Annotated in this window: 17 protein-coding genes; 12 read left to right on the top strand and 5 right to left on the bottom strand. The window is 62.2% G+C overall.

The annotated features are described in order from the left end of the window. Positions 1-10 precede the first annotated feature (10 nt). The 7 genes from AC4PS7_RS20335 (at position 11) to AC4PS7_RS20305 (ending at position 9,530) form a co-directional block, all read left to right on the top strand. Positions 11-1,225, top strand: coding sequence for a DUF3426 domain-containing protein (locus tag AC4PS7_RS20335; protein ID WP_010213492.1), 1,215 nt, complete (start codon positions 11-13; stop codon positions 1,223-1,225). 185 nt (positions 1,226-1,410) lie between these two features. After that, positions 1,411-2,424, top strand: a complete 1,014-nt coding sequence (gene dusB, locus AC4PS7_RS20330; protein WP_010213494.1) for a tRNA dihydrouridine synthase DusB — start codon at positions 1,411-1,413, stop codon at positions 2,422-2,424. Beyond that, positions 2,421-2,741, top strand: a complete 321-nt coding sequence (fis, locus tag AC4PS7_RS20325) for a DNA-binding transcriptional regulator Fis (RefSeq protein WP_002555375.1) — start codon at positions 2,421-2,423, stop codon at positions 2,739-2,741. Before dusB ends, fis begins: the two co-directional genes overlap by 4 nt. 82 nt (positions 2,742-2,823) lie before the next feature. Continuing rightward, complete coding sequence (gene purH / locus AC4PS7_RS20320) at positions 2,824-4,431, top strand: bifunctional phosphoribosylaminoimidazolecarboxamide formyltransferase/IMP cyclohydrolase (RefSeq protein ID WP_010213495.1); 1,608 nt, start codon at positions 2,824-2,826, stop codon at positions 4,429-4,431. A 174-nt stretch (positions 4,432-4,605) separates the two neighbouring features. Continuing rightward, positions 4,606-5,898 (top strand): phosphoribosylamine--glycine ligase, encoded by a 1,293-nt coding sequence (gene purD, locus AC4PS7_RS20315; protein WP_010213497.1) that lies wholly within the window; start codon positions 4,606-4,608, stop codon positions 5,896-5,898. A gap of 100 nt (positions 5,899-5,998) precedes the next feature. Then, positions 5,999-8,770, top strand: coding sequence for a hybrid sensor histidine kinase/response regulator (locus AC4PS7_RS20310; protein ID WP_010213499.1), 2,772 nt, complete (start codon positions 5,999-6,001; stop codon positions 8,768-8,770). Between the two features lie 163 nt (positions 8,771-8,933). Continuing rightward, on the top strand, positions 8,934-9,530 hold the full coding sequence (locus tag AC4PS7_RS20305) for a MarC family protein (protein WP_106119096.1): 597 nt from the start codon (positions 8,934-8,936) through the stop codon (positions 9,528-9,530). Here AC4PS7_RS20305 and AC4PS7_RS20300 read toward each other — a convergent pair. The 5 genes from AC4PS7_RS20300 to cobG form a co-directional block, all read right to left on the bottom strand. Next, positions 9,527-10,306: a hypothetical protein gene (locus AC4PS7_RS20300; RefSeq protein WP_029529254.1), complete on the bottom strand. Its 780-nt coding sequence runs from the start codon at positions 10,304-10,306 to the stop codon at positions 9,527-9,529. The genes AC4PS7_RS20305 and AC4PS7_RS20300 overlap by 4 nt on opposite strands. A gap of 236 nt (positions 10,307-10,542) precedes the next feature. After that, the gene (cobJ, locus tag AC4PS7_RS20295; protein ID WP_492179717.1) at positions 10,543-12,180 is read right to left on the bottom strand and encodes a precorrin-3B C(17)-methyltransferase; all 1,638 of its coding nucleotides are present in this window, start codon (positions 12,178-12,180) and stop codon (positions 10,543-10,545) included. Beyond that, complete coding sequence (locus AC4PS7_RS20290; RefSeq protein WP_010213504.1) at positions 12,180-12,911, bottom strand: precorrin-2 C(20)-methyltransferase; 732 nt, start codon at positions 12,909-12,911, stop codon at positions 12,180-12,182. Before AC4PS7_RS20290 ends, cobJ begins: the two co-directional genes overlap by 1 nt. Then, complete coding sequence (locus tag AC4PS7_RS20285; protein ID WP_042570885.1) at positions 12,911-13,537, bottom strand: precorrin-8X methylmutase; 627 nt, start codon at positions 13,535-13,537, stop codon at positions 12,911-12,913. The genes AC4PS7_RS20290 and AC4PS7_RS20285 overlap by 1 nt, the downstream gene beginning before the upstream one ends. After that, complete coding sequence (gene cobG / locus AC4PS7_RS20280) at positions 13,530-14,876, bottom strand: precorrin-3B synthase (protein WP_154847747.1); 1,347 nt, start codon at positions 14,874-14,876, stop codon at positions 13,530-13,532. The genes AC4PS7_RS20285 and cobG overlap by 8 nt, the downstream gene beginning before the upstream one ends. A gap of 38 nt (positions 14,877-14,914) precedes the next feature. On the opposite strand from cobG, the gene cbiE reads away from it, so the two are divergent. From cbiE to AC4PS7_RS20255, 5 genes are all read left to right on the top strand, one after another. Continuing rightward, positions 14,915-16,120, top strand: a complete 1,206-nt coding sequence (gene cbiE, locus AC4PS7_RS20275; protein ID WP_492179716.1) for a precorrin-6y C5,15-methyltransferase (decarboxylating) subunit CbiE — start codon at positions 14,915-14,917, stop codon at positions 16,118-16,120. Then, entirely contained in the window at positions 16,117-16,836 is a 720-nt protein-coding gene (locus AC4PS7_RS20270) for a cobalt-precorrin-6A reductase (RefSeq protein WP_021493218.1), read from the top strand. Before cbiE ends, AC4PS7_RS20270 begins: the two co-directional genes overlap by 4 nt. Positions 16,837-17,098: 262 nt before the next feature. Beyond that, entirely contained in the window at positions 17,099-17,494 is a 396-nt protein-coding gene (locus AC4PS7_RS20265; RefSeq protein ID WP_492179715.1) for a DUF2946 domain-containing protein, read from the top strand. Positions 17,495-17,541: 47 nt separating this feature from the next. Continuing rightward, positions 17,542-18,024, top strand: a complete 483-nt coding sequence (locus AC4PS7_RS20260) for a copper chaperone PCu(A)C (RefSeq protein ID WP_010213513.1) — start codon at positions 17,542-17,544, stop codon at positions 18,022-18,024. 11 nt (positions 18,025-18,035) lie between these two features. Continuing rightward, positions 18,036-18,425, top strand: a complete 390-nt coding sequence (locus AC4PS7_RS20255) for a DUF2946 domain-containing protein (protein WP_492179714.1) — start codon at positions 18,036-18,038, stop codon at positions 18,423-18,425. Positions 18,426-18,454 lie beyond the last annotated feature (29 nt).

Raw genomic sequence — 18,454 nt, 5'->3', positions numbered from 1 at the left:
GGATGGCCGCATGACCGACAGTTTCGTCACCCAGTGCCCGCACTGCCAAGCACGCTTTCGCGTCAACCACGCTCAATTGAGCGTGGCCCGTGGCGTGGTGCGCTGCGGTTCGTGCCTGCAAGTGTTCAACGCCGCTCGTCAATTGCTGGAGCAGCGCGGCAAGGCGTCCGCGCCGGAGCCAGAGGCGCCGCTGGCGCTGACGCCTGAGCCTGCGCGGGCCATCAGCCAGAAGCAGTGGACCGCCGAAGAGCTGGACCTGGACAACCTGGACCTGGACGAAGAACTGGCCAAGCTGGAACGCCGCGAGATTCAGCACACGCTGCCGGCTGGCGCAGATCGTCGCCAGCCCGGCACCGACCGCCGCCAAAAGGAAGAATCCTTCAGCGCCAGCCGCGACACGGTCAAGGCCGAAGAGGAAAAATGGGCGTCGAGCCTGTTCAGCGAGCCGCCTGAAGAGCGCCTCCACGTCACTGAGGACGAGCCTGAACCTGCGACCAGGCAGCGCACCGAACCGTCAATGTCGTTCCACACCGACGAACTCGACGAGGAGCCGCCACTGCGCTCAACGCCAGTCGATGATGACATCGACCCGCCGTTCACCCCGCTGACCAAAGCGGCCGAACCCGAAGATCGCCTGCAACCTCGCCGCAAACGCCCGCGCCCTGAGGCCGGTGTGCATGACGATGTGCTCCAGGACCTGGAAGACGACCCGCTGCACCTGTACGCGCAAAAACGCCCATCGGGTTGGGGCCGCCGCCTGGTCTGGCTGTTGCTGGTGTTGATGGCTGCCGGCGGCCTGGCGGGTCAGTACATCGCTTATCAATTCGACGACCTGGCTCGCCAGGACGCCTATCGTCCGTGGTTCCAGCAACTGTGCCCCACACTGGGCTGCACGGTGCCATCACGGGTCGATATCGCCCACATCAAGAGCAGCAACCTGGTGGTGCGCAGTCACCCGGACTTCGCCGGGGCCTTGGTGGTGGACGCGATCATCTATAACCGCGCGACCTTCTCCCAGCCCTTCCCGCTGCTGGAGCTGCGTTTTGCCGATTTGAATGGCAGCCTGATTGCCAGTCGTCGCTTCAAACCCGCCGAATACCTCAGCGGTGAATTGGCCGGTGTTAGCGAAATGCCATCGCAAACCCCGATCCATATCTCCCTGGATATCCTCGACCCGGGCAATAAAGCCGTGAATTACAGCCTGAGCTTTCACTCGCCCGAGTGAATCGGTGCATGGGTTGAGATTTGACGGCAGGTTATTGACTTTCCCCTGCGCAACCAAACCGGTAGCGATAAAGAAATAACTGTTCAGATTTTATCCAATTCAGCCTTTATCCAGTCATCGAGAGCGGGTATCATGCCAACCCTTTTTCGAACTCTAATGATCCGGCCCCACAACAGGGAAGTCCTATGTCGGCGGTACGCATCGGCCCATATACATTACAGAATGGCTTGATTCTCGCCCCGATGGCGGGCGTCACCGACCAACCCTTTCGTCAGCTATGCAAGCGTTTGGGCGCGGGCCTAGTTGTCTCGGAAATGGTCACCAGCGACATGAGCTTGTGGAACACCCGCAAATCGCGGATGCGCATGATCCACGAAGGTGATCCCGAGCCCCGCTCGGTCCAGATCGCCGGTGGAGATGCACAGATGCTGGCGGATGCGGCCCGCGCCAACGTGGAGTTGGGGGCGCAGATCATCGACATCAACATGGGCTGCCCGGCCAAGAAGGTCTGCAACAAGGCCGCCGGTTCCGCCCTGTTGAAAGATGAGCAGTTGGTTGCCGAGATCCTGCAGGCCGTTGTCGCCGCAGTGGATGTGCCGGTCACCCTGAAGATTCGTACCGGTTGGGACCGGGACAACAAGAACGGCCTGACAGTGGCGAAGATCGCTGAACAGGCAGGCATTACAGCGCTGGCGGTGCATGGCCGCACCCGCGCCGACCTTTACACCGGTGAAGCCGAGTACGACACCATTGCTGCGATCAAGCAGGCAGTGTCGATGCCGGTGTTTGCCAATGGCGACATCGACTCCGCCGAGAAAGCCCGGCGCGTACTGCACGCCACCGGTGCCGATGGTTTGTTGATTGGCCGGGCAGCCCAGGGGCGGCCATGGATTTTCCGTGAGATCGAGCATTTTCTGCGTACCGGTGAAGTGTTGCCGGCACCGGAGCTGGTCGAGGTGGAACGTATTCTGCTAGAGCATCTGGCCGCCCTGCACGCCTTCTATGGAGACGTGATGGGAGTACGCATTGCTCGCAAGCATGTCGGCTGGTATCTCGCAACCCTGCCGGGCGCCAGGGAGTTTCGCGCCCACTTCAATCGTTTGGATGATACGGAAGCACAGTGCGCCAACGTTCGAGAGTTCTTCAGCGAGCGTTACAAGAGCCTGGGGACAGGGGACGGAGAGGGGGTGGCCGCATGACGATGATGACCGAGACTTTAGTGAGTGGAACAACACCCGTGAGCGACAACGTCAATTTGAAACAGCACCTCAACACGCCGAGCGAAGAAGGCCAGACCCTTCGCGGGAGTGTCGAGAAGGCGCTGCACAATTATTTCGCCCACCTTGAGGGCGCTTCCGTCACGGACGTGTACAACCTGGTGCTCTCCGAAGTCGAGGCGCCCTTGCTCGAAAGCGTGATGAACTACGTCAAGGGCAACCAGACCAAAGCCAGTGAGCTGCTGGGCCTCAACCGTGGCACCTTGCGCAAAAAGCTCAAGCAGTACGATTTGTTGTAAGCATTCAATCAAACCAGAAAGGCGCCCGCGTAAAAAACGGTCGCCTTTTTTGCTGACTCCTTTGCTTTTGATGGAAATTGAAATGACCGACCAGACTACCCGCCTGCCGATCCGCCGCGCCTTGATCAGTGTCTCCGACAAGACCGGGATCCTCGAATTTGCCCGGGAGCTGGAAGCCCTGGGCGTGGAAATCCTCTCCACGGGCGGGACCTTCAAACTGCTGCAGGACAACGGCGTGGCCGCAGTGGAAGTGGCGGACTACACCGGTTTCGCAGAGATGATGGACGGTCGGGTCAAGACCCTGCACCCGAAAATCCACGGCGGCATCCTCGGCCGTCGCGGCACCGACGACGCGATCATGGCCGAGCACGGCATCAAGCCGATCGACCTGGTAGCCGTTAACCTCTACCCGTTCGAAGCCACCATCAACAAGCCAGGCTGCGACCTGCCGACCGCCATCGAAAACATCGATATCGGCGGCCCGACCATGGTGCGCTCGGCTGCCAAGAACCACAAAGACGTGGCCATCGTGGTCAACGCCAGCGACTACGCCAATGTGCTTGAAAGCCTGAAAGCCGGCGGCCTGACCTACGCCCAGCGTTTCGACCTGATGCTCAAGGCGTTCGAACACACTGCCGCCTACGACGGCATGATCGCCAACTACATGGGCACCGTTGACCAAACCGCTGAAACCCTGTCGACCTCCGGCCGCAGCCAGTTCCCGCGCACCTTCAACAGCCAGTTCATCAAGGCCCAGGAAATGCGCTACGGCGAGAACCCGCATCAGAGTGCGGCGTTCTACGTGGAAGCCAAGCCAGCCGAAGTGGGCATCGCCACCGCGACCCAGTTGCAAGGCAAGGAGCTGTCCTACAACAACGTGGCTGACACCGACGCCGCACTGGAATGCGTGAAGAGCTTCGTCAAGCCAGCCTGCGTGATCGTCAAGCATGCCAACCCATGCGGCGTGGCTGTAAGCCCGGACGCTGAAGGCGGTATCCGCCAGGCCTACGAGCTGGCCTACGCCACCGACACCGAATCGGCGTTTGGCGGCATCATTGCCTTCAACCGTGAACTGGATGCCGAGACCGCCAAAGCGATCGTCGAGCGTCAGTTCGTTGAGGTGATCATCGCCCCTTCCGTCAGCGAAGAAGCCCGCGCCATCGTGGCGGCCAAAGCCAACGTGCGCCTACTGGCCTGCGGAGAGTGGTCGGCTGAGCGTGCCGCTGCCTGGGACTACAAACGCGTCAACGGCGGCCTGCTGGTACAGAGCCGTGACATCGGCATGATCGGCAGCCAAGACCTGAAAGTCGTGACCCAGCGCGCCCCGACCGAGCAAGAGATCAACGACCTGATCTTCGCCTGGAAAGTCGCCAAGTACGTTAAATCCAACGCCATCGTCTACGCCAAGAATCGCCAGACCATCGGCGTCGGCGCCGGCCAGATGAGCCGCGTGAACTCGGCGCGTATCGCCGCGATCAAGGCCGAACACGCGGGTTTGCAAGTGGCGGGTTCGGTAATGGCTTCCGACGCATTCTTCCCGTTCCGTGACGGCCTGGACAACGCCGCAAAAGCCGGCGTCACCGCCGTGATCCAACCGGGTGGTTCGATGCGTGATGCTGAAGTCATCGCTGCCGCTGATGAAGCCGGCATCGCCATGGTCTTCACCGGCATGCGCCACTTCCGCCACTGATTGATTAGATCGCCTGTGGGCACCGGCTCCATGTGGGAGCTGGCTTGCCTGCGATAGCATCACCCGGGTCTGACTGGACGACCGAGGTGCCTGCATCGCCGGCAAGCCCAGCCCTCACAGAAAAGCACCGTCCACAGTGCTCTCCCTGATTCAGCGTCATCCGAGGTTTTTGAAATGAATGTTTTGATCATTGGCAGCGGTGGCCGTGAACACGCCCTGGCCTGGAAAGTTGCCCAAGACCCGCGTGTCCAGAAAGTGTTCGTTGCACCCGGCAACGCCGGTACCGCCATTGAAGCCAAATGCGAGAACGTTGCTATCGACGTGCTGGCCCTTGAGCAACTGGCCGATTTTGCTGAAAAGAATGTATCCCTGACCATCGTCGGTCCGGAAGTGCCATTGGTTGCCGGCGTGGTAGACCTGTTCCGCAGCCGTGGCCTGGACTGCTTCGGCCCAACCGCGGGCGCTGCGCAGCTGGAAGGCTCCAAGGCGTTTACCAAGGATTTCCTGGCACGCCACAAGATCCCGACCGCCGACTATCAGAATTTCACCGAGATCGAGCCGGCCCTGGCTTACCTGCGTGAAAAAGGTGCGCCGATCGTGATCAAGGCCGATGGCCTGGCCGCCGGCAAAGGCGTGATCGTCGCCATGACCCTGCAGGAAGCCGAAGACGCCGTGCGCGACATGCTTGCCGGCAACGCATTCGGTGACGCCGGTTCGCGCGTGGTGATCGAGGAATTCCTCGACGGCGAAGAAGCCAGCTTTATCGTGATGGTCGACGGCAAGAACGTCTTGCCGATGGCCACCAGCCAGGACCACAAACGCGTCGGCGACGGCGACACCGGCCCGAACACCGGTGGCATGGGTGCCTACTCCCCTGCCCCGGTGGTCACCGCCGATGTGCATCAGCGCGTCATGGACCTGGTGATCTGGCCAACCGTGCGTGGCATGGCTGACGAAGGCAACGTGTACACCGGTTTCCTGTACGCCGGCCTGATGATCGACAAAGCCGGCAACCCGAAAGTCATCGAGTTCAACTGCCGCTTCGGTGACCCTGAAACCCAACCGGTGATGCTGCGCCTGCAATCGAGCCTGGTGCTGCTGGTGGAAGCCGCCCTGGCCCAGGCCCTGGACAAGGTAGAAGCACAGTGGGATCCGCGTCCGAGCGTTGGCATTGTGCTGGCGGCCGGTGGCTACCCTGCCGATTACGCCAAGGGTGACGTGATTGAAGGTCTCGACGCGGCTGCTACGCTGGAAGGCAAAGTCTTCCATGCAGGCACTGCGCTCAAGGATGGCCAGGTCGTGACCGCCGGTGGCCGTGTGTTGTGCGCCACCGCCATGGGCGCCAGTGTCGACGCCGCGCAGCAACAGGCTTATCAGTTGGCTGCGAAGATCGACTGGAAAGGCTGCTTCTATCGCAAGGACATTGGCTATCGCGCCATTGCGCGGGAGCGTGGCGAGAGCCAGTAAGCAGCTATCCGTTCGGCTAGGCAAGGGCCTCTGGCCCTTGCCGTATGCAGGTCTACCCGCGCATAGTTAACTGTGCATCAACCTACGAAGGGATTTCGCCGTGCGCTGGCTCAGGATCGCCATAGGTTTCACTGTCAGCCTGCTGACACTGCTCTGCTTGTTCCCGGCCCAGGCCGCCGCGCAAGGCAGTGGCTGGGCAGTATTGCTTGATGAACAGGCCGACCTGCAACTGAGCGACATCCGTTCCTCGCGCTACACCAATCAATTCAGCCCCACCGAACTGGACCGCATTACCGCCGCGGAACCGGACGGTGCGTTGTGGGTGCGTTTCAAACTGCAACCCGGCAAGCACGAACAAGTGCTGCGGGTCTTTGCCCCGGACCTGTCCCACCTGAGCCTCTATGTACTGGACGGCGACACCCTGGTGGAACAACAGAGCACCGGCACACGTCAGCCCCAGGCCGAGCGTCCGTTGCCCAGCAGCGACTTCATGCTGCCCATGCCCCAGAGCCAGAAGCCTTTAGAGGTCTACCTGCGCCTGGTCTCGGAACACGAACTGCGCCCCTATATCACCCTGGAACCGGCCGTGCTCGCCGCCGCCGACCAGACCCAGACGCTGATCTACGGCCTGCTGTTCGGCTGCCTGCTGATGCTGATCCTGCACAACCTCACCCGTTTCGCCTACCACCGCTCGCGCAGCAGCCTGTGGTTGGCCGCCTGCGAAATCCTGCTGATGCTCAGCCTCGCGCTGCTGCTGAACCTGATCGGCCCGTGGCTGCCGAACTGGCACGCGATCCAGACGCCGGGCGCCTACCTGGCGCTGCTGCTGACGGCGCCGTGCGGATTGATGTTTGCCTATCGGTTCTTCATGCCTTTGGGCCCACATCCGCTGAACAAGCTGTTGATGGCGGATATCCTGTTCATCGTGCTGTGCGGCCTGCTGCTGTTGTTCGTCAACACCCTGCCGCTGAACATCATCACCTATGCCCTGGTGGCTCTGGCCGGCTTGAGCATGCTGTTCGTCTCGGCTTATCACTGGCAGAAAGGCTACCGTCCGGCGCGCCTGTTCGTGGCGGCGATGGTGGTGTTCAACATCGGTACGTTGATCATCCTGCCGGCACTGCTGGGCCTGACGATGGTCTCGCCCCAGGGCCTGATCGTCACGCTGCTGGCGTTTATCTGCCTCAGTGGTCTGTTGATGAGCCTGGCGCTGGGCGAACGCCAGCGCGCAATTGTCGAAGCGCGCTTCAGCCTCAGCCGCGACCTGGCGGCAAGCAATGCCGAGATTGCCGCCAAGGCCGAGTTCCTGGCCAAGATCAGCCACGAAATCCGCACCCCCATGAACGGAGTGCTGGGTATGACCGAGCTGCTGCTGGGCACGCCCCTCTCGGTGAAACAGCGTGACTACGTGCAGACCATCCACAGCGCCGGCAATGAACTGCTCACGCTGATCAACGAAATCCTCGATATCTCCAAGCTGGAATCCGGCCAGATCGAATTGGATGACGTGCAGTTCGACCTCAATGCACTGATCGAAGACTGCCTGAGTATCTTCCGCGCCAAGGCTGAACAACAGAACGTCGAGCTGATCAGTTTTATCCAGCCCCAGGTGCCTCGCGTGATCAGTGGCGACCCGACGCGCCTGCGCCAGGCCATGTTGAGCCTGCTGGAAAACGCCCTGCAAAAGACCGACGAAGGTGAAGTGCTGATCGTCGTCGCGCTGGACGACCGCAGCACCAAGCCGCGCCTGCGCATCGCCGTGCAGGACAGCGGTTTGCCGATGGAAGCCGCCGAGCGTGACGCTCTGCTGCACAGCGAACTGCACAGCAAGAACTTCTTCTCCGCCACCCGACTGAACGGCCACCTGGGCCTGGTCATCGCCCGCCAATTGATCCTATTGATGAACGGCGAATTCGGCATCAAGAGCGGCAGCCACCAAGGCAGCACCTTATGGCTGACGTTACCGCTGGACCCGGAACGCCTGGAACACCCCACCTCCGACCTCGACGGCCCACTCAAGGGCGCACGGGTGCTGGTGGTGGACGACAACGACACCTGTCGCAAAGTATTGGTGCAGCAATGCTCGGCCTGGGGCCTCAACGTCAGCGCCGTGCCTTCGGGCAAGGAAGCCCTGGCGTTGCTGCGCACCAAGGCGCACCTGCGCGATTACTTCGACGTGGTGCTGCTGGACCAGAACATGCCCGGCATGACCGGCATGCAACTGGCGGCGAAGATCAAGGAAGACCCAAGCCTGAACCACGACATCCTGCTGATCATGCTCACCGGCATCAGCAATGCGCCGAGCAAGATCATCGCGCGCAATTGCGGGATCAAGCGCATCCTCGCCAAGCCCGTGGCCGGCTATACGCTCAAGACCACCCTGGCCGACGAACTGACCCAGCGCAGCAAGGGTAACGTCCCACCACGCCCCGTCCTCAACACGCCGGCGGCCATCACCGTGCCAACGGATTTCCGCATCCTGGTGGCAGAAGACAACAGCATCTCCACCAAGGTGATCCGTGGCATGCTCGGCAAGCTCAACCTCAACCCGGACACCGCCAGCAATGGTGAAGAAGCCCTGGAGGCGATGAAGGCCCAGCGCTATGACCTGGTGTTGATGGATTGCGAAATGCCGATCCTCGATGGTTTCTCGGCCACCCAGCAATTGCGCGCGTGGGAAGTCAGCCACCAGCGCGTTCGTACGCCGGTGGTGGCGCTGACGGCGCACATTCTGTCCGAGCACAAGGAGCGCGCACGCCAGGCCGGGATGGACGGGCACATGGCCAAGCCCGTTGAGTTGTCACAGTTGCGTGAGCTGGTGGAGTTCTGGGTGGCGCAGCGGCAACAGCGGCCAGAGCACGCCCCCTCCTGACGTGTAATGCAGAACCCATGTGGAAGCGGGCTTGCTCGCGAATACGGTGTGTCGGTCAATGCATCCTTAACTGATCCATCGCATTCGCGAGCAAGCCCGCGCCCACATTTGGTCTCTGCCGCCTGATAGACTCTCAACACTTCCTCCGCCGCGAGCCGCCCCCATGCTCCACGTGTTATTCAGCGTCTACCTGAAAATGCTGGTGCTCTACAGCCCGTTCTTCGTGCTGTCCTGCTTTATCAGCCTCACCCGTGGCTATTCCAGCAAAGAGCGGCGGCGCCTGGCGTGGAAGGTGGCGTTGGCAACCCTGGTATCGAGCGTGTTGCTCTACCTGTTCGGCCGCATCATTTTCAGCGTGTTCGGCATCACCGTCGACGCGTTCCGCATCGGTGCCGGCAGTGTGCTGTTCATTTCCGCCTTGGGCATGGCCCAGGGCAAGTCCGCAGTGCAGACCGACAACGTACAGCAGGACGTGACCATCGTACCGCTGACCATTCCCCTCACCGTCGGCCCCGGCACCATCGGTGCGTTGTTGGTGATGGGCGTGAGCCAGCCGCATTGGGATGACAAAATCACCGCCATCCTCAGCATCGCCCTGGCCAGCCTCACGGTGGGCGTGGTGCTGTACCTGTCCAACCGGATCGAACGCATCTTGGGCGACCAGGGCTTGCAGATTGTCAGTCGGTTGATGGGGTTGTTCGTGTGTGCCCTGGCCGCGCAAATCATCTTCACCGGTGTGCGCGGTTACCTGGTGCCTTAAATCCGGTACTTGGCGATCGCCAATTGCACCTTGTCACCCGCACTCTCGCGCATCAGTTGGATCGTCTTTTCGTTGACTACCGAGGTGTTCAGCACCAGGCACGTCTGCCCGCTGAAGGCCTCGAATGAGGAACTGTCCCATTCCAGAAATGGCAACCCTACCTGCTTGCTCACTCCCTGGGTGCTGTAGGTCACCAGCACCATCATCAGTTCCCCCTCTGTTTGCGCACAGGACGCCAGGCCGAAGTCGCCGCCCTGGTGTACGGCACTGTTGCGTTTGAACAGCTCGAAAGTCCCAGGTATCTGCTTCAACGCCTCCACTGCATCGGCCGCCAGTTTCGGCAATACGCTGAGCAAGTGCGCAGACAATGATGTCGACGCCAGCAGGGCCGCGATGATATTCAGCGCCGCCGATTGCACGGTCAGGCCCTTGCCGGAACGTGAAATCCGTTCGAAGCGGCTGCGCACCGGCAACCACCCCAGGCTGACCATCACCCTGATGAATTCGTCGTACCAACGTTCGGTGCCGCGTGGGACTTTCAACACATCGCTGACATAGCTGCTGGCCAGCAAATAGCTCTTACGCACGTATTCCCGATTTAAACCGGACAAGCCTTCGGCAAACGAGATGACGCTGTTGTTGACCACCGCGGCGTTGAAGTCGTCCTCGATGTCCAGCGGCAAGGCCGCGCGCTTGCCTGACGCTCCCGGTAGTGTGTAGGCGGCAATCAACTTGCGCCTTTTTGTACTGCTGATCCTTCTGTGATGTCGCTCCATTTTAGTTCTCCACAAGCACCCCGACTCGGGGCTTATGTCCACCCTAGTTCACTGACTGAAGCCTTTTCCAGACGACAAACATTCCTTGGCGCAGCGCATCAAACCGTGCTGCCCAGCAATAATGCGGCGCGCCTGGCGGGCTTCCGAATTTCGTCGTAGAAAAAAGAAAAAGCCCCGGACAACGCCAGGAAAATCCCTGGGTCATTCGGAGCTTTCAGGCACCTGAGGGGCGGTTTTCAGGAGGCCGGTTTCTCGCCGTACCAGCGCGGCGTGTACACCCACTCACCGCCACCGGCACGCGGGAAGGTGACGGTGGTGGACGAGCCGATCAGCACCATGGTGCGCATGTCCACCTGATCCGGCGTCAATTGCCCCAGCGTGGTGACACGCAGCGTCTGACCCGGCCGACCGATATCACGGCCCAGCACCACCGGCGTTTCAGGCGTGCGATGCCGCGCGACGATTTCCAGGGCACGCCCCAGCTGCCACGGCCGCGAGCGCGAGATCGGGTTGTAGAACGCCAGCGCCAGGTCGGCCTGGGAGGCAAGGTCCAGGCGTTTTTCAATGATCGACCAAGGCTTGAGGTTGTCCGACAGCGACATCACGCAAAAGTCATGGCCCAACGGTGCACCGGCCTGAGCGGCGGTGGCGAGCGACGCCGAGACCCCTGGAAGGATTTGCAGGTCGACCTGATGCCAGGTCGGGTCGCTGGATTCGTGCAGGGCTTCGATCACGGCAGCGGCCATGGCGAACACGCCCGGGTCGCCGGACGACACTACGACCACCGAGCGACCTTGGGCCGCCAGCTCGAAGGCATGGCGGGCACGCTGCATTTCTTCGCGGTTATCGGTGCAATGCTGCACCTGGTCGTCTCGGAACGGGCCGGCCATGCGCACGTAGGTTTCGTAGCCGAGCACATCGGTGCAACGCGCCAGTTCGGTTTTTACCGCAGGCACCATCAACTCGGCAGCGCCAGGTCCCAGGCCGATCACGGCAAGGCGGCCACGCACGCGACCGACTTGCGACAGGTCCAGAGGGAGTTCGGCAACATTGATGACGATATCCGCGTCCTGGGCCACGCTGGCAAAACGCAGCGGTACACCCAATTCCAACGCTGCTTCATGCAATGTGGCTTCGGCCATCTGCGTATCACTGGCCAGCAGGCACGCCAGGGATTGCAGAGCGATGCCCGCCTCATGCAACGCCGCGCGCACCCGCTCAGCCAGTTGCGCGCCTGGCTTGCAGCTCACGCTGACGTTCTTCGGGTAGATCAACAATTCATGGGCGGCAGGCGTGCGCTCGGCACTGCCCACATGAATCGCCAGGCGTGCCTGTTGATCCTGGGGCAGATTGGCCTGGTCCAGCCACGGCGCAGCGCCTTCGATGCGTACGCTTTCGCCGGCCAGCAAGTCGGAGACGAAACGCTTGCCCAGTTCCAGATCGGCCAGTTCATAACCCGCAGGCGGGTTGAGCAGGCAGGTGCCGAAGCGCAACTCGCCACTGGTGGTGATCGCAGCAGCCACGTTCAACGCAGCGGCGATTTCGCGAGCCATCACGTTCACACCGCCAAGGCCGCCAAGCAACGGCACCACGGCGCTACCGTCTTCGGCGACGGCCAGCACGGCGGGCTCCTCGCCTTTTTCCAGCAGCAGCGGCGCCAAGGTCCGAATAACGATACCCGCGGCGCACAGCGCGATCAGCGGTGTGCCTTGCTGATACAACTGACGCAGGGTCGCGCCGAACTCACCGTAGACCTGGTCCGCACCGTCGACCCGTCCGGCCATGCCGTGGACCGTCGCGTCGGGGTACACACATTGGATCTTGCGTGCCGTGGCCAGGCTGCCCTGACCCAAAATAACAATCGCCGGGCTCATCAACCTTGCCACCGTTCACCGGGCACGATGATCAGCGAGAAGTACGGGGACGACGCTGGATCCACCTGATCCAGCGGCACGATCTTTTGATTCGCCATGGTGGCGCGTTCGACATACAGCGCTCGCTCGGCCAGGCCGAGTTCTTCCAGCACCTGGCGCACTTTCGGGAAGTTGCGGCCCAGCTTCATGATCACTGCCGCGTCGGCATCCGCAAGGCGGCGCTTGAGGTCGTCATGGGGCAACACGCCCGAGAGTACCGAAAGGCTCTGATTGCGATAGACCAGCGGGGCGCCCAGCACCGAGGCGCCGCCGAGCATCGAACAAACGCCCGGAATCACGTGGGCTTCATAGCGCTCGGCGAGGCGGTCGTGCAGGTACATGTAGGACCCGTAGAAGAACGGGTCGCCTTCGCAGATCACCGCCACATCACGACCGGCGTCCAAATGTGCGGCGACATCCACGCTGGCGGCGTCGTAGAAATCGCTGATCACCTGCTCGTAGGACATTGGCGCCGGCAACACTTCGGTGGTCACCGGGTACACCAGCGGCATCAAGGTCTGTTGCGGCACCAGATGGTCTTCGATGATGCCGAAGGCGTTGCCCTTCTTGCCCTTGGCCACGAAGTACGCCACCACTGGCGACTCGCGCAACAGGCGCAGGGCCTTGAGGGTGATCAATTCCGGGTCACCGGGGCCTACGCCCAGGCCGATCAAACGTCCACGTGCCTGCATTATTCGACCTCCGTGGCCAGCGCATTCACCGCAGCGGCGGCCATGGCGCTACCGCCCAGACGGCCCTGCATGATCACGAACGGTACACCGCGACTGTCGGCGGCCAGCATCGCCTTGGATTCGGCGGCGCCGACAAAACCAACCGGGAAACCGAGGATCAACGCCGGTTTCGGTGCGCCGGCGTCAAGCATTTCCAGCAGATAGAACAAGGCCGTCGGAGCGTTGCCGATCACCACCACACTGCCTTCCAAGTACGGGCGCCACAGCTCAAGGGCGGCAGCGGACCGGGTGTTGCCCAGCTCACGCGCCAGCGCCGGTACGCTGTCATCGCGCAGGGTGCAGATCACTTCGTTGTTGGCTGGCAGGCGTGCGCGGGTCACACCTTCGGAGACCATCCGCGCATCGCACAGGATCGGCGCACCTGCGGCCAGCGCATCGCGCCCAGCCTTGCCCGCCCCTTCGGAGAACTGCAGGCCGTCGATCGCGTCGACCATGCCGCAGGCGTGAATCACCCGCACCGCGAGTTTTTCCAAATCAGCCGGGATACGGTCCAACTTGGCTTCCGCGCGAATGATGGCGAAGGAGTTGCGATAGATCTCCTGACCGTCGCGGATGTAATCAATCATCGGTGTTGCTCCGTGGGCGAGCGCGCAGCAGGGCGCCCGTCGCTTCAATAGAAAGGTTGCGCGCGTGCAGCCTGCCGAAACCGGGCTGGGCTGCCTCGCGAAAGTAGAGGTCGTAGTGGCCGGGGCTCACGGCCAGCAAGGTGACCGGCGCCGTGTGCGCGGCGGCGCAGGAGCGCGGGCAGCCGGACAGGTGCACGTCGTGACCGGTGTCCAAAGCGGCGAGTTGCACCGCGTCGGCCTTGGTGTCGGCCAGGGCTTTGCCGCAGCCGCTGGAACCGGTGCAGGCGGTCATGCGCGCCAGGGGCTGGTCGATTGAGCAGAGGAAGCCCAATTGCGCCAGGCGTTCGGTGACGGCGTGAGGTTTTTCAACGCTGGGCAACAGCACGCCCTGCCAGGGGGTAAAACGCAAGGTGCCGTCGCCGTATTCGCTGGCCAGTTGTGCGGCGCCCTTGAGCATCGTCGCATCGAGGCGACCCAAGGGTGCAATGGCGGCGACGTAGAACTGATTCTTTTGTGCTTGTGGATAACTGCCGAGGTGCAACAAAGCGCCGCTGGGCGGGCGTTTGAAGCCATCCGCCGGCAGCAGCGGCAGTTTTAGACGACTCAACACGTTATCCACAGGCAGGTGGCGCATGCGGGTCTGTTCAGGGGTGGCGATGTCCAAAAACCCTTCCAGCACAGCCACCACCAATGCATGCCCCTGGTCCAATGGCACGGCGGCCAGCGGTGCATCCAGACCCGGACACCCGGCCAGGCCAAACGCGAGGAGTGTTTCGCCCTTGCGCACGAACGCCGACAGCCACAGGTCATGGTGATGTTCGAGCATTGCCAGCGCCTCGCCCCCGTCCAGCTGCACCGCGAACTTGGCCGACAGTTCATGGAAACGCGGGTGATTCTGCAGGGTGGCGAGGATCTGCTCCGCCAACGGCCGGGTGTCGAACAGCATTTGCGGGTCGATACCGGCGCTGGGGCTGAGCATCAGGTTGCGCACGTCGTCGCCGGCAGCGTTGTTGGGGCCCAGATCGGCAGCCAACAGCATGGCAATCAACGCGCCCTCTTCGGCGCCGATCCCGCGAATCTGCAGATTGGCGCGGTTAGTCGCCTCGATCACCCCGCCCGCATACGCCTGGGCTGCGTCCGCCACTGCGCAGGCTTGGGCGGCGCTGATCGAACCACCGGCCAATTTGATCCGACAAATGCCACCGTCCAGCGCCTGGACAATACGCAGCAACCCCGGACAAGCCGAGGGGCGCAAGGTATTCACAGCGGGCGTTGGGTTCACGGGGCTACCGGTTGATGGGTAAAGGCGCGGTATTATGCCTGCTTTGTCCGGCGGCATGAAAAGCCTGCCCGTCGGATGTCGTTCAAGGAATATTTATGTCGCCCTGGCTGACGGTTGTAGGCATCGGTGAAGACGGCTTCAAGGGGCTGGGCAGGAATGCCCGGCATGCCCTGTTGCGCGCCACGCGGATTATAGGCGGCCAGCGCCAGTTGGACCTGCTGCCGGTGTGTATTCGGGGTGAGCGCGAGTTGTGGCCGAGCCCGTTTTCCCTGGAACCGGTGCTGGCGCGGCGTGGCGAGTCGGTGTGTGTGTTGGCCAGTGGTGATCCGATGTTCTATGGCGTGGGCGCGAGCCTGGCGCGGCAGGTGGCGGCTGAAGAGTTGCTGGTCTTGCCGGCGCCTTCGTCGGTGTCGTTGGCGGCGGCGCGGCTGGGCTGGCCGTTGCAGGAGGTGGTGACGTTATCCGTGGTGGCCCGGCCGCTGGCGGCGCTGAATGCGCATCTGGCCAGTGGGGTGCGGCTTTTGGTGTTGAGTAATGACGGCCGAACTCCGGCGTTGATTGCTTCTTTGCTGGCTGAATCCGGTTTCGGCCCGAGCCGGCTGAGTGTGTTTGAGCACCTGGGCGGCACGGATGAGCGACGCATCGACGGCGTGGCGAGTGATTGGCGTCCGGCTTGCGTCGCCGATTTGAATCTGGTCGCCATCGACTGCGTGGCCTCTGGCGATACGCCCCGTCTGTCGCGTCTGGCGGGCCTGCCAGATTCAGCTTTCAAACATGACGGCCAATTGACCAAACGCGATGTGCGCGCCCTGACCCTGGCCCGTCTTGCGCCGATGCCCGGCGAACTGCTGTGGGACGTGGGTGCAGGCAGCGGCTCCATCGGTATCGAGTGGATGCGGGCTCACCCGAGCTGCCGGGCAGTGGCGATTGAAGCGGATGAAGGTCGCCAAGGCCTGATCGAACACAACCGCGACGCCCTTGGCGTGCCGGGCCTGCAACTGGTTCGCGGCAAAGCGCCGGATGCGCTCGACGGCCTGGAAGCCCCGGACGCCATCTTCATCGGCGGCGGCGTCACCCGTGACGGCGTGCTCGACACCTGCTGGCACCATCTGCGGCCGGGCGGGCGGTTGGTCGCCAACGCCGTGACGCTGCAAAGCGAAATGACCTTGATGGACTGGCGTACGCGCTATGGCGGAGAACTCACGCGTATCCATGTCGCCCAGGCCCAGCCGCTGGGAGCGTTCGATACGTGGCGCCAGGCATTGCCGATCACACTGCTGGAAGTGGTCAAGCCGCGATGAAACGCATCCTGCTGCTGGGCGGCGTGACTGAAGCGCTGGCCATCGCCCGTACATTGGGCCCGGAACATATCTACAGTTTGGCCGGTGTTGGGCGCGTGCCGACTGACTTGGCGTGCCAGGTGCGGGTGGGTGGGTACGGCGGGGCCGAGGGATTGGCACAGTTTGCTCGACATGAGCAGATCAGCCTGATTCTCGACGCGACCCATCCGTACGCGGCGCAGATCAGCCGCAACGCGGCCGAGGCGGCAAGGATTTGCGGGGTGCCTTGCTGGGCGCTACGACGCCCGGCCTGGCAGCCACAGGCGGGGGACGATTGGCGAGAAGTCAGTGATTGGGCCTCGCTGATTGAAGCACTCAAACCTTTCAAGCGCCCGCTGTTCACGCTGGGCCGTGAGCCGTTGCAGCACCTTGATGAAATCCCGCCGGAGCAGTTCTGGACACTGCGCGCCCTGGATGTGTATCCGGGGAATGAGCGTTGCGAAGTGATTGGCGCGCGAGGCCCGTTTCTGATCGAAGACGAACGTGGGTTGTTTGAACGACGCCAGATCGACGTGTTGATCAGCAAGAACAGCGGCAGCACAGCCACCGAACCGAAGCTGGAAGTGGCACGGGAGCGGGGCGTGCCGGTGTTGGTATTGAAGAGGCCAGTGTTGGCGCCGGTAGATCGGGAGTTCACCACCTTGACGACGCTGCAACAGGCAATCACCTCTCTTTAAGCTCCATCGTTCCAATGTGGGAGCGGGCTTGCTCGCGAAAGCGGAGTGTCAGTCACCGGATGAGTGGACGGGTCTTTCGCCTTTGCGAGCAAGCCCGCTCCCACATTTAGAGCTGCGTTGCCATTTGAGATCTGCAACCGCTCAGTTCCCGTCTATCCTCAAACCCAGCACTGCGACACCAAACCACACCCACCCTTTTTACTTATCCCCACCGATCAGGCTAAATACCCCCCTGATCGTTTAACCCTACGGATTGTCCGCCATGGCCCGTCAACGCTTCGCAATTGCCTGGATCGCCTGCCTTGCAGTGCTGTTCAACGCCTTTGTCATGCCGATGGCCGGTTCGATGCAACAGTCCCAGGACCCGGTGCAGCAATTGTTATGGGGCGGTTTCTGCTCCGCCAATGGTGCGAGCCTGAAGACCATTGCCCTGGGCAAGCTGGAGATTCCGGCGCCGCAACAGGACGATCATTCCACCATGCAGCATTGCTGGTGTTGTTCGGGTGCTGCGCCGTTGGTGGCGTTGCCGGGGCATGTGCCGCAGTTGTATCTCACCCAATTCAATACCTCACAGCGCTTGCCGCCCGCCCAGCTGCAAAGCCCTACTCCGCGCCAGCAATGGCCGAGCCTCAACCCGCGCGCCTCTCCAACGGTCTGATGTCTTCGCAAGTGAACTGCGTTTTAGAACCGTTCTGGAGAACTGCCATGCTCAAATCTTCCCTGCTTCTGGCGGCGTTGCTGCTGCCGGTGTTCAGTGCTGCCAACGCCGAGGACTACAAGGCCGGTGACCTGATGGTCAGCGAACCCTGGTCCCAGGAGTTGCCGCCGAATGCACCGACTGTCGCTGCTTATTTTGTGATTCATAACAGCAGCGAAACCCCGGACCGCCTGCTCAGTGTAGAGACGCCCGTGGCGGACAAGGCCGAGTTGCATGAACACGTCATGCAAGGCGACCTGATGAAGATGCAGCAAGTACCCAGCGTCGCCGTGCCGGCCAAGGGTGATCTGACCTTCGCGCCGATGGCGTACCACGTGATGCTGTTGGGCATCAAAGACCGCAGCCTGTTGGCCGACGGCAAGCAATTCCCGCTGACCCTGACCTTCGAAAAAGCCGGCAAGGTCGAGGTGGAAGTGTCGGTACAGAAAGTGCCGCCAATGGCCGGCCACGGGCACAAGCACCCTCAGTAGACTGACAGTCGATGGGCGCCCCCCGCGCCAGGTGCTCCCCACGCACGCGCGTAAGACGCGGCGGTTGGATCAGCCTGTTCGCCATGCTGATGATCTTTATCGGTCCGCTGATTTCCCAAGCGATGCCGATGGATCATCACGCCGGTATGTCGATGGACATGCCGATGGACCATGGCGAATCCCATCACAAAAAGGCCCCTGACGAACACCACGCCCTCTGGTCCAAGTGCGGCTATTGCGACCTGCTCTACAGCTGCCCCGCCCTGCCCGGCGGCGTTTCAACCTTCACCCTGAGCAGCCCGCCCCCCGCCAACGCCCTCACCCCTGACACGCGCCTGGGCCATGCCCGGCAGAGCATCTTCCCCGGCGCCCGCAGTCGCGCGCCGCCCATCGCTTCGTAAGCACTTCACAGCGTTACTTCACCCCGGCC

It is taken from the genome of Pseudomonas sp. DW-iso3, assembly GCF_058725305.1.
Note: the sequence above shows the minus strand (reverse complement) of the source record. Positions and strands in the feature narration are given on the sequence as shown.

Coding starts and splice junctions, on each gene's coding strand:
- AC4PS7_RS20335 (WP_010213492.1), top strand. CDS start 11: ATGACCGACAGTTTCGTCACCCAGTGCCCGCACTGCCAAGCACGCTTT.
- dusB (WP_010213494.1), top strand. CDS start 1,411: ATGTCGGCGGTACGCATCGGCCCATATACATTACAGAATGGCTTGATT.
- fis (WP_002555375.1), top strand. CDS start 2,421: ATGACGATGATGACCGAGACTTTAGTGAGTGGAACAACACCCGTGAGC.
- purH (WP_010213495.1), top strand. CDS start 2,824: ATGACCGACCAGACTACCCGCCTGCCGATCCGCCGCGCCTTGATCAGT.
- purD (WP_010213497.1), top strand. CDS start 4,606: ATGAATGTTTTGATCATTGGCAGCGGTGGCCGTGAACACGCCCTGGCC.
- AC4PS7_RS20305 (WP_106119096.1), top strand. CDS start 8,934: ATGCTCCACGTGTTATTCAGCGTCTACCTGAAAATGCTGGTGCTCTAC.
- AC4PS7_RS20300 (WP_029529254.1), bottom strand. CDS start 10,306: ATGGAGCGACATCACAGAAGGATCAGCAGTACAAAAAGGCGCAAGTTG.
- cobJ (WP_492179717.1), bottom strand. CDS start 12,180: ATGAGCCCGGCGATTGTTATTTTGGGTCAGGGCAGCCTGGCCACGGCA.
- AC4PS7_RS20290 (WP_010213504.1), bottom strand. CDS start 12,911: ATGCAGGCACGTGGACGTTTGATCGGCCTGGGCGTAGGCCCCGGTGAC.
- AC4PS7_RS20285 (WP_042570885.1), bottom strand. CDS start 13,537: ATGATTGATTACATCCGCGACGGTCAGGAGATCTATCGCAACTCCTTC.
- cobG (WP_154847747.1), bottom strand. CDS start 14,876: ATGCCGCCGGACAAAGCAGGCATAATACCGCGCCTTTACCCATCAACC.
- cbiE (WP_492179716.1), top strand. CDS start 14,915: ATGTCGCCCTGGCTGACGGTTGTAGGCATCGGTGAAGACGGCTTCAAG.
- AC4PS7_RS20270 (WP_021493218.1), top strand. CDS start 16,117: ATGAAACGCATCCTGCTGCTGGGCGGCGTGACTGAAGCGCTGGCCATC.
- AC4PS7_RS20265 (WP_492179715.1), top strand. CDS start 17,099: ATGGCCCGTCAACGCTTCGCAATTGCCTGGATCGCCTGCCTTGCAGTG.
- AC4PS7_RS20260 (WP_010213513.1), top strand. CDS start 17,542: ATGCTCAAATCTTCCCTGCTTCTGGCGGCGTTGCTGCTGCCGGTGTTC.
- AC4PS7_RS20255 (WP_492179714.1), top strand. CDS start 18,036: ATGGGCGCCCCCCGCGCCAGGTGCTCCCCACGCACGCGCGTAAGACGC.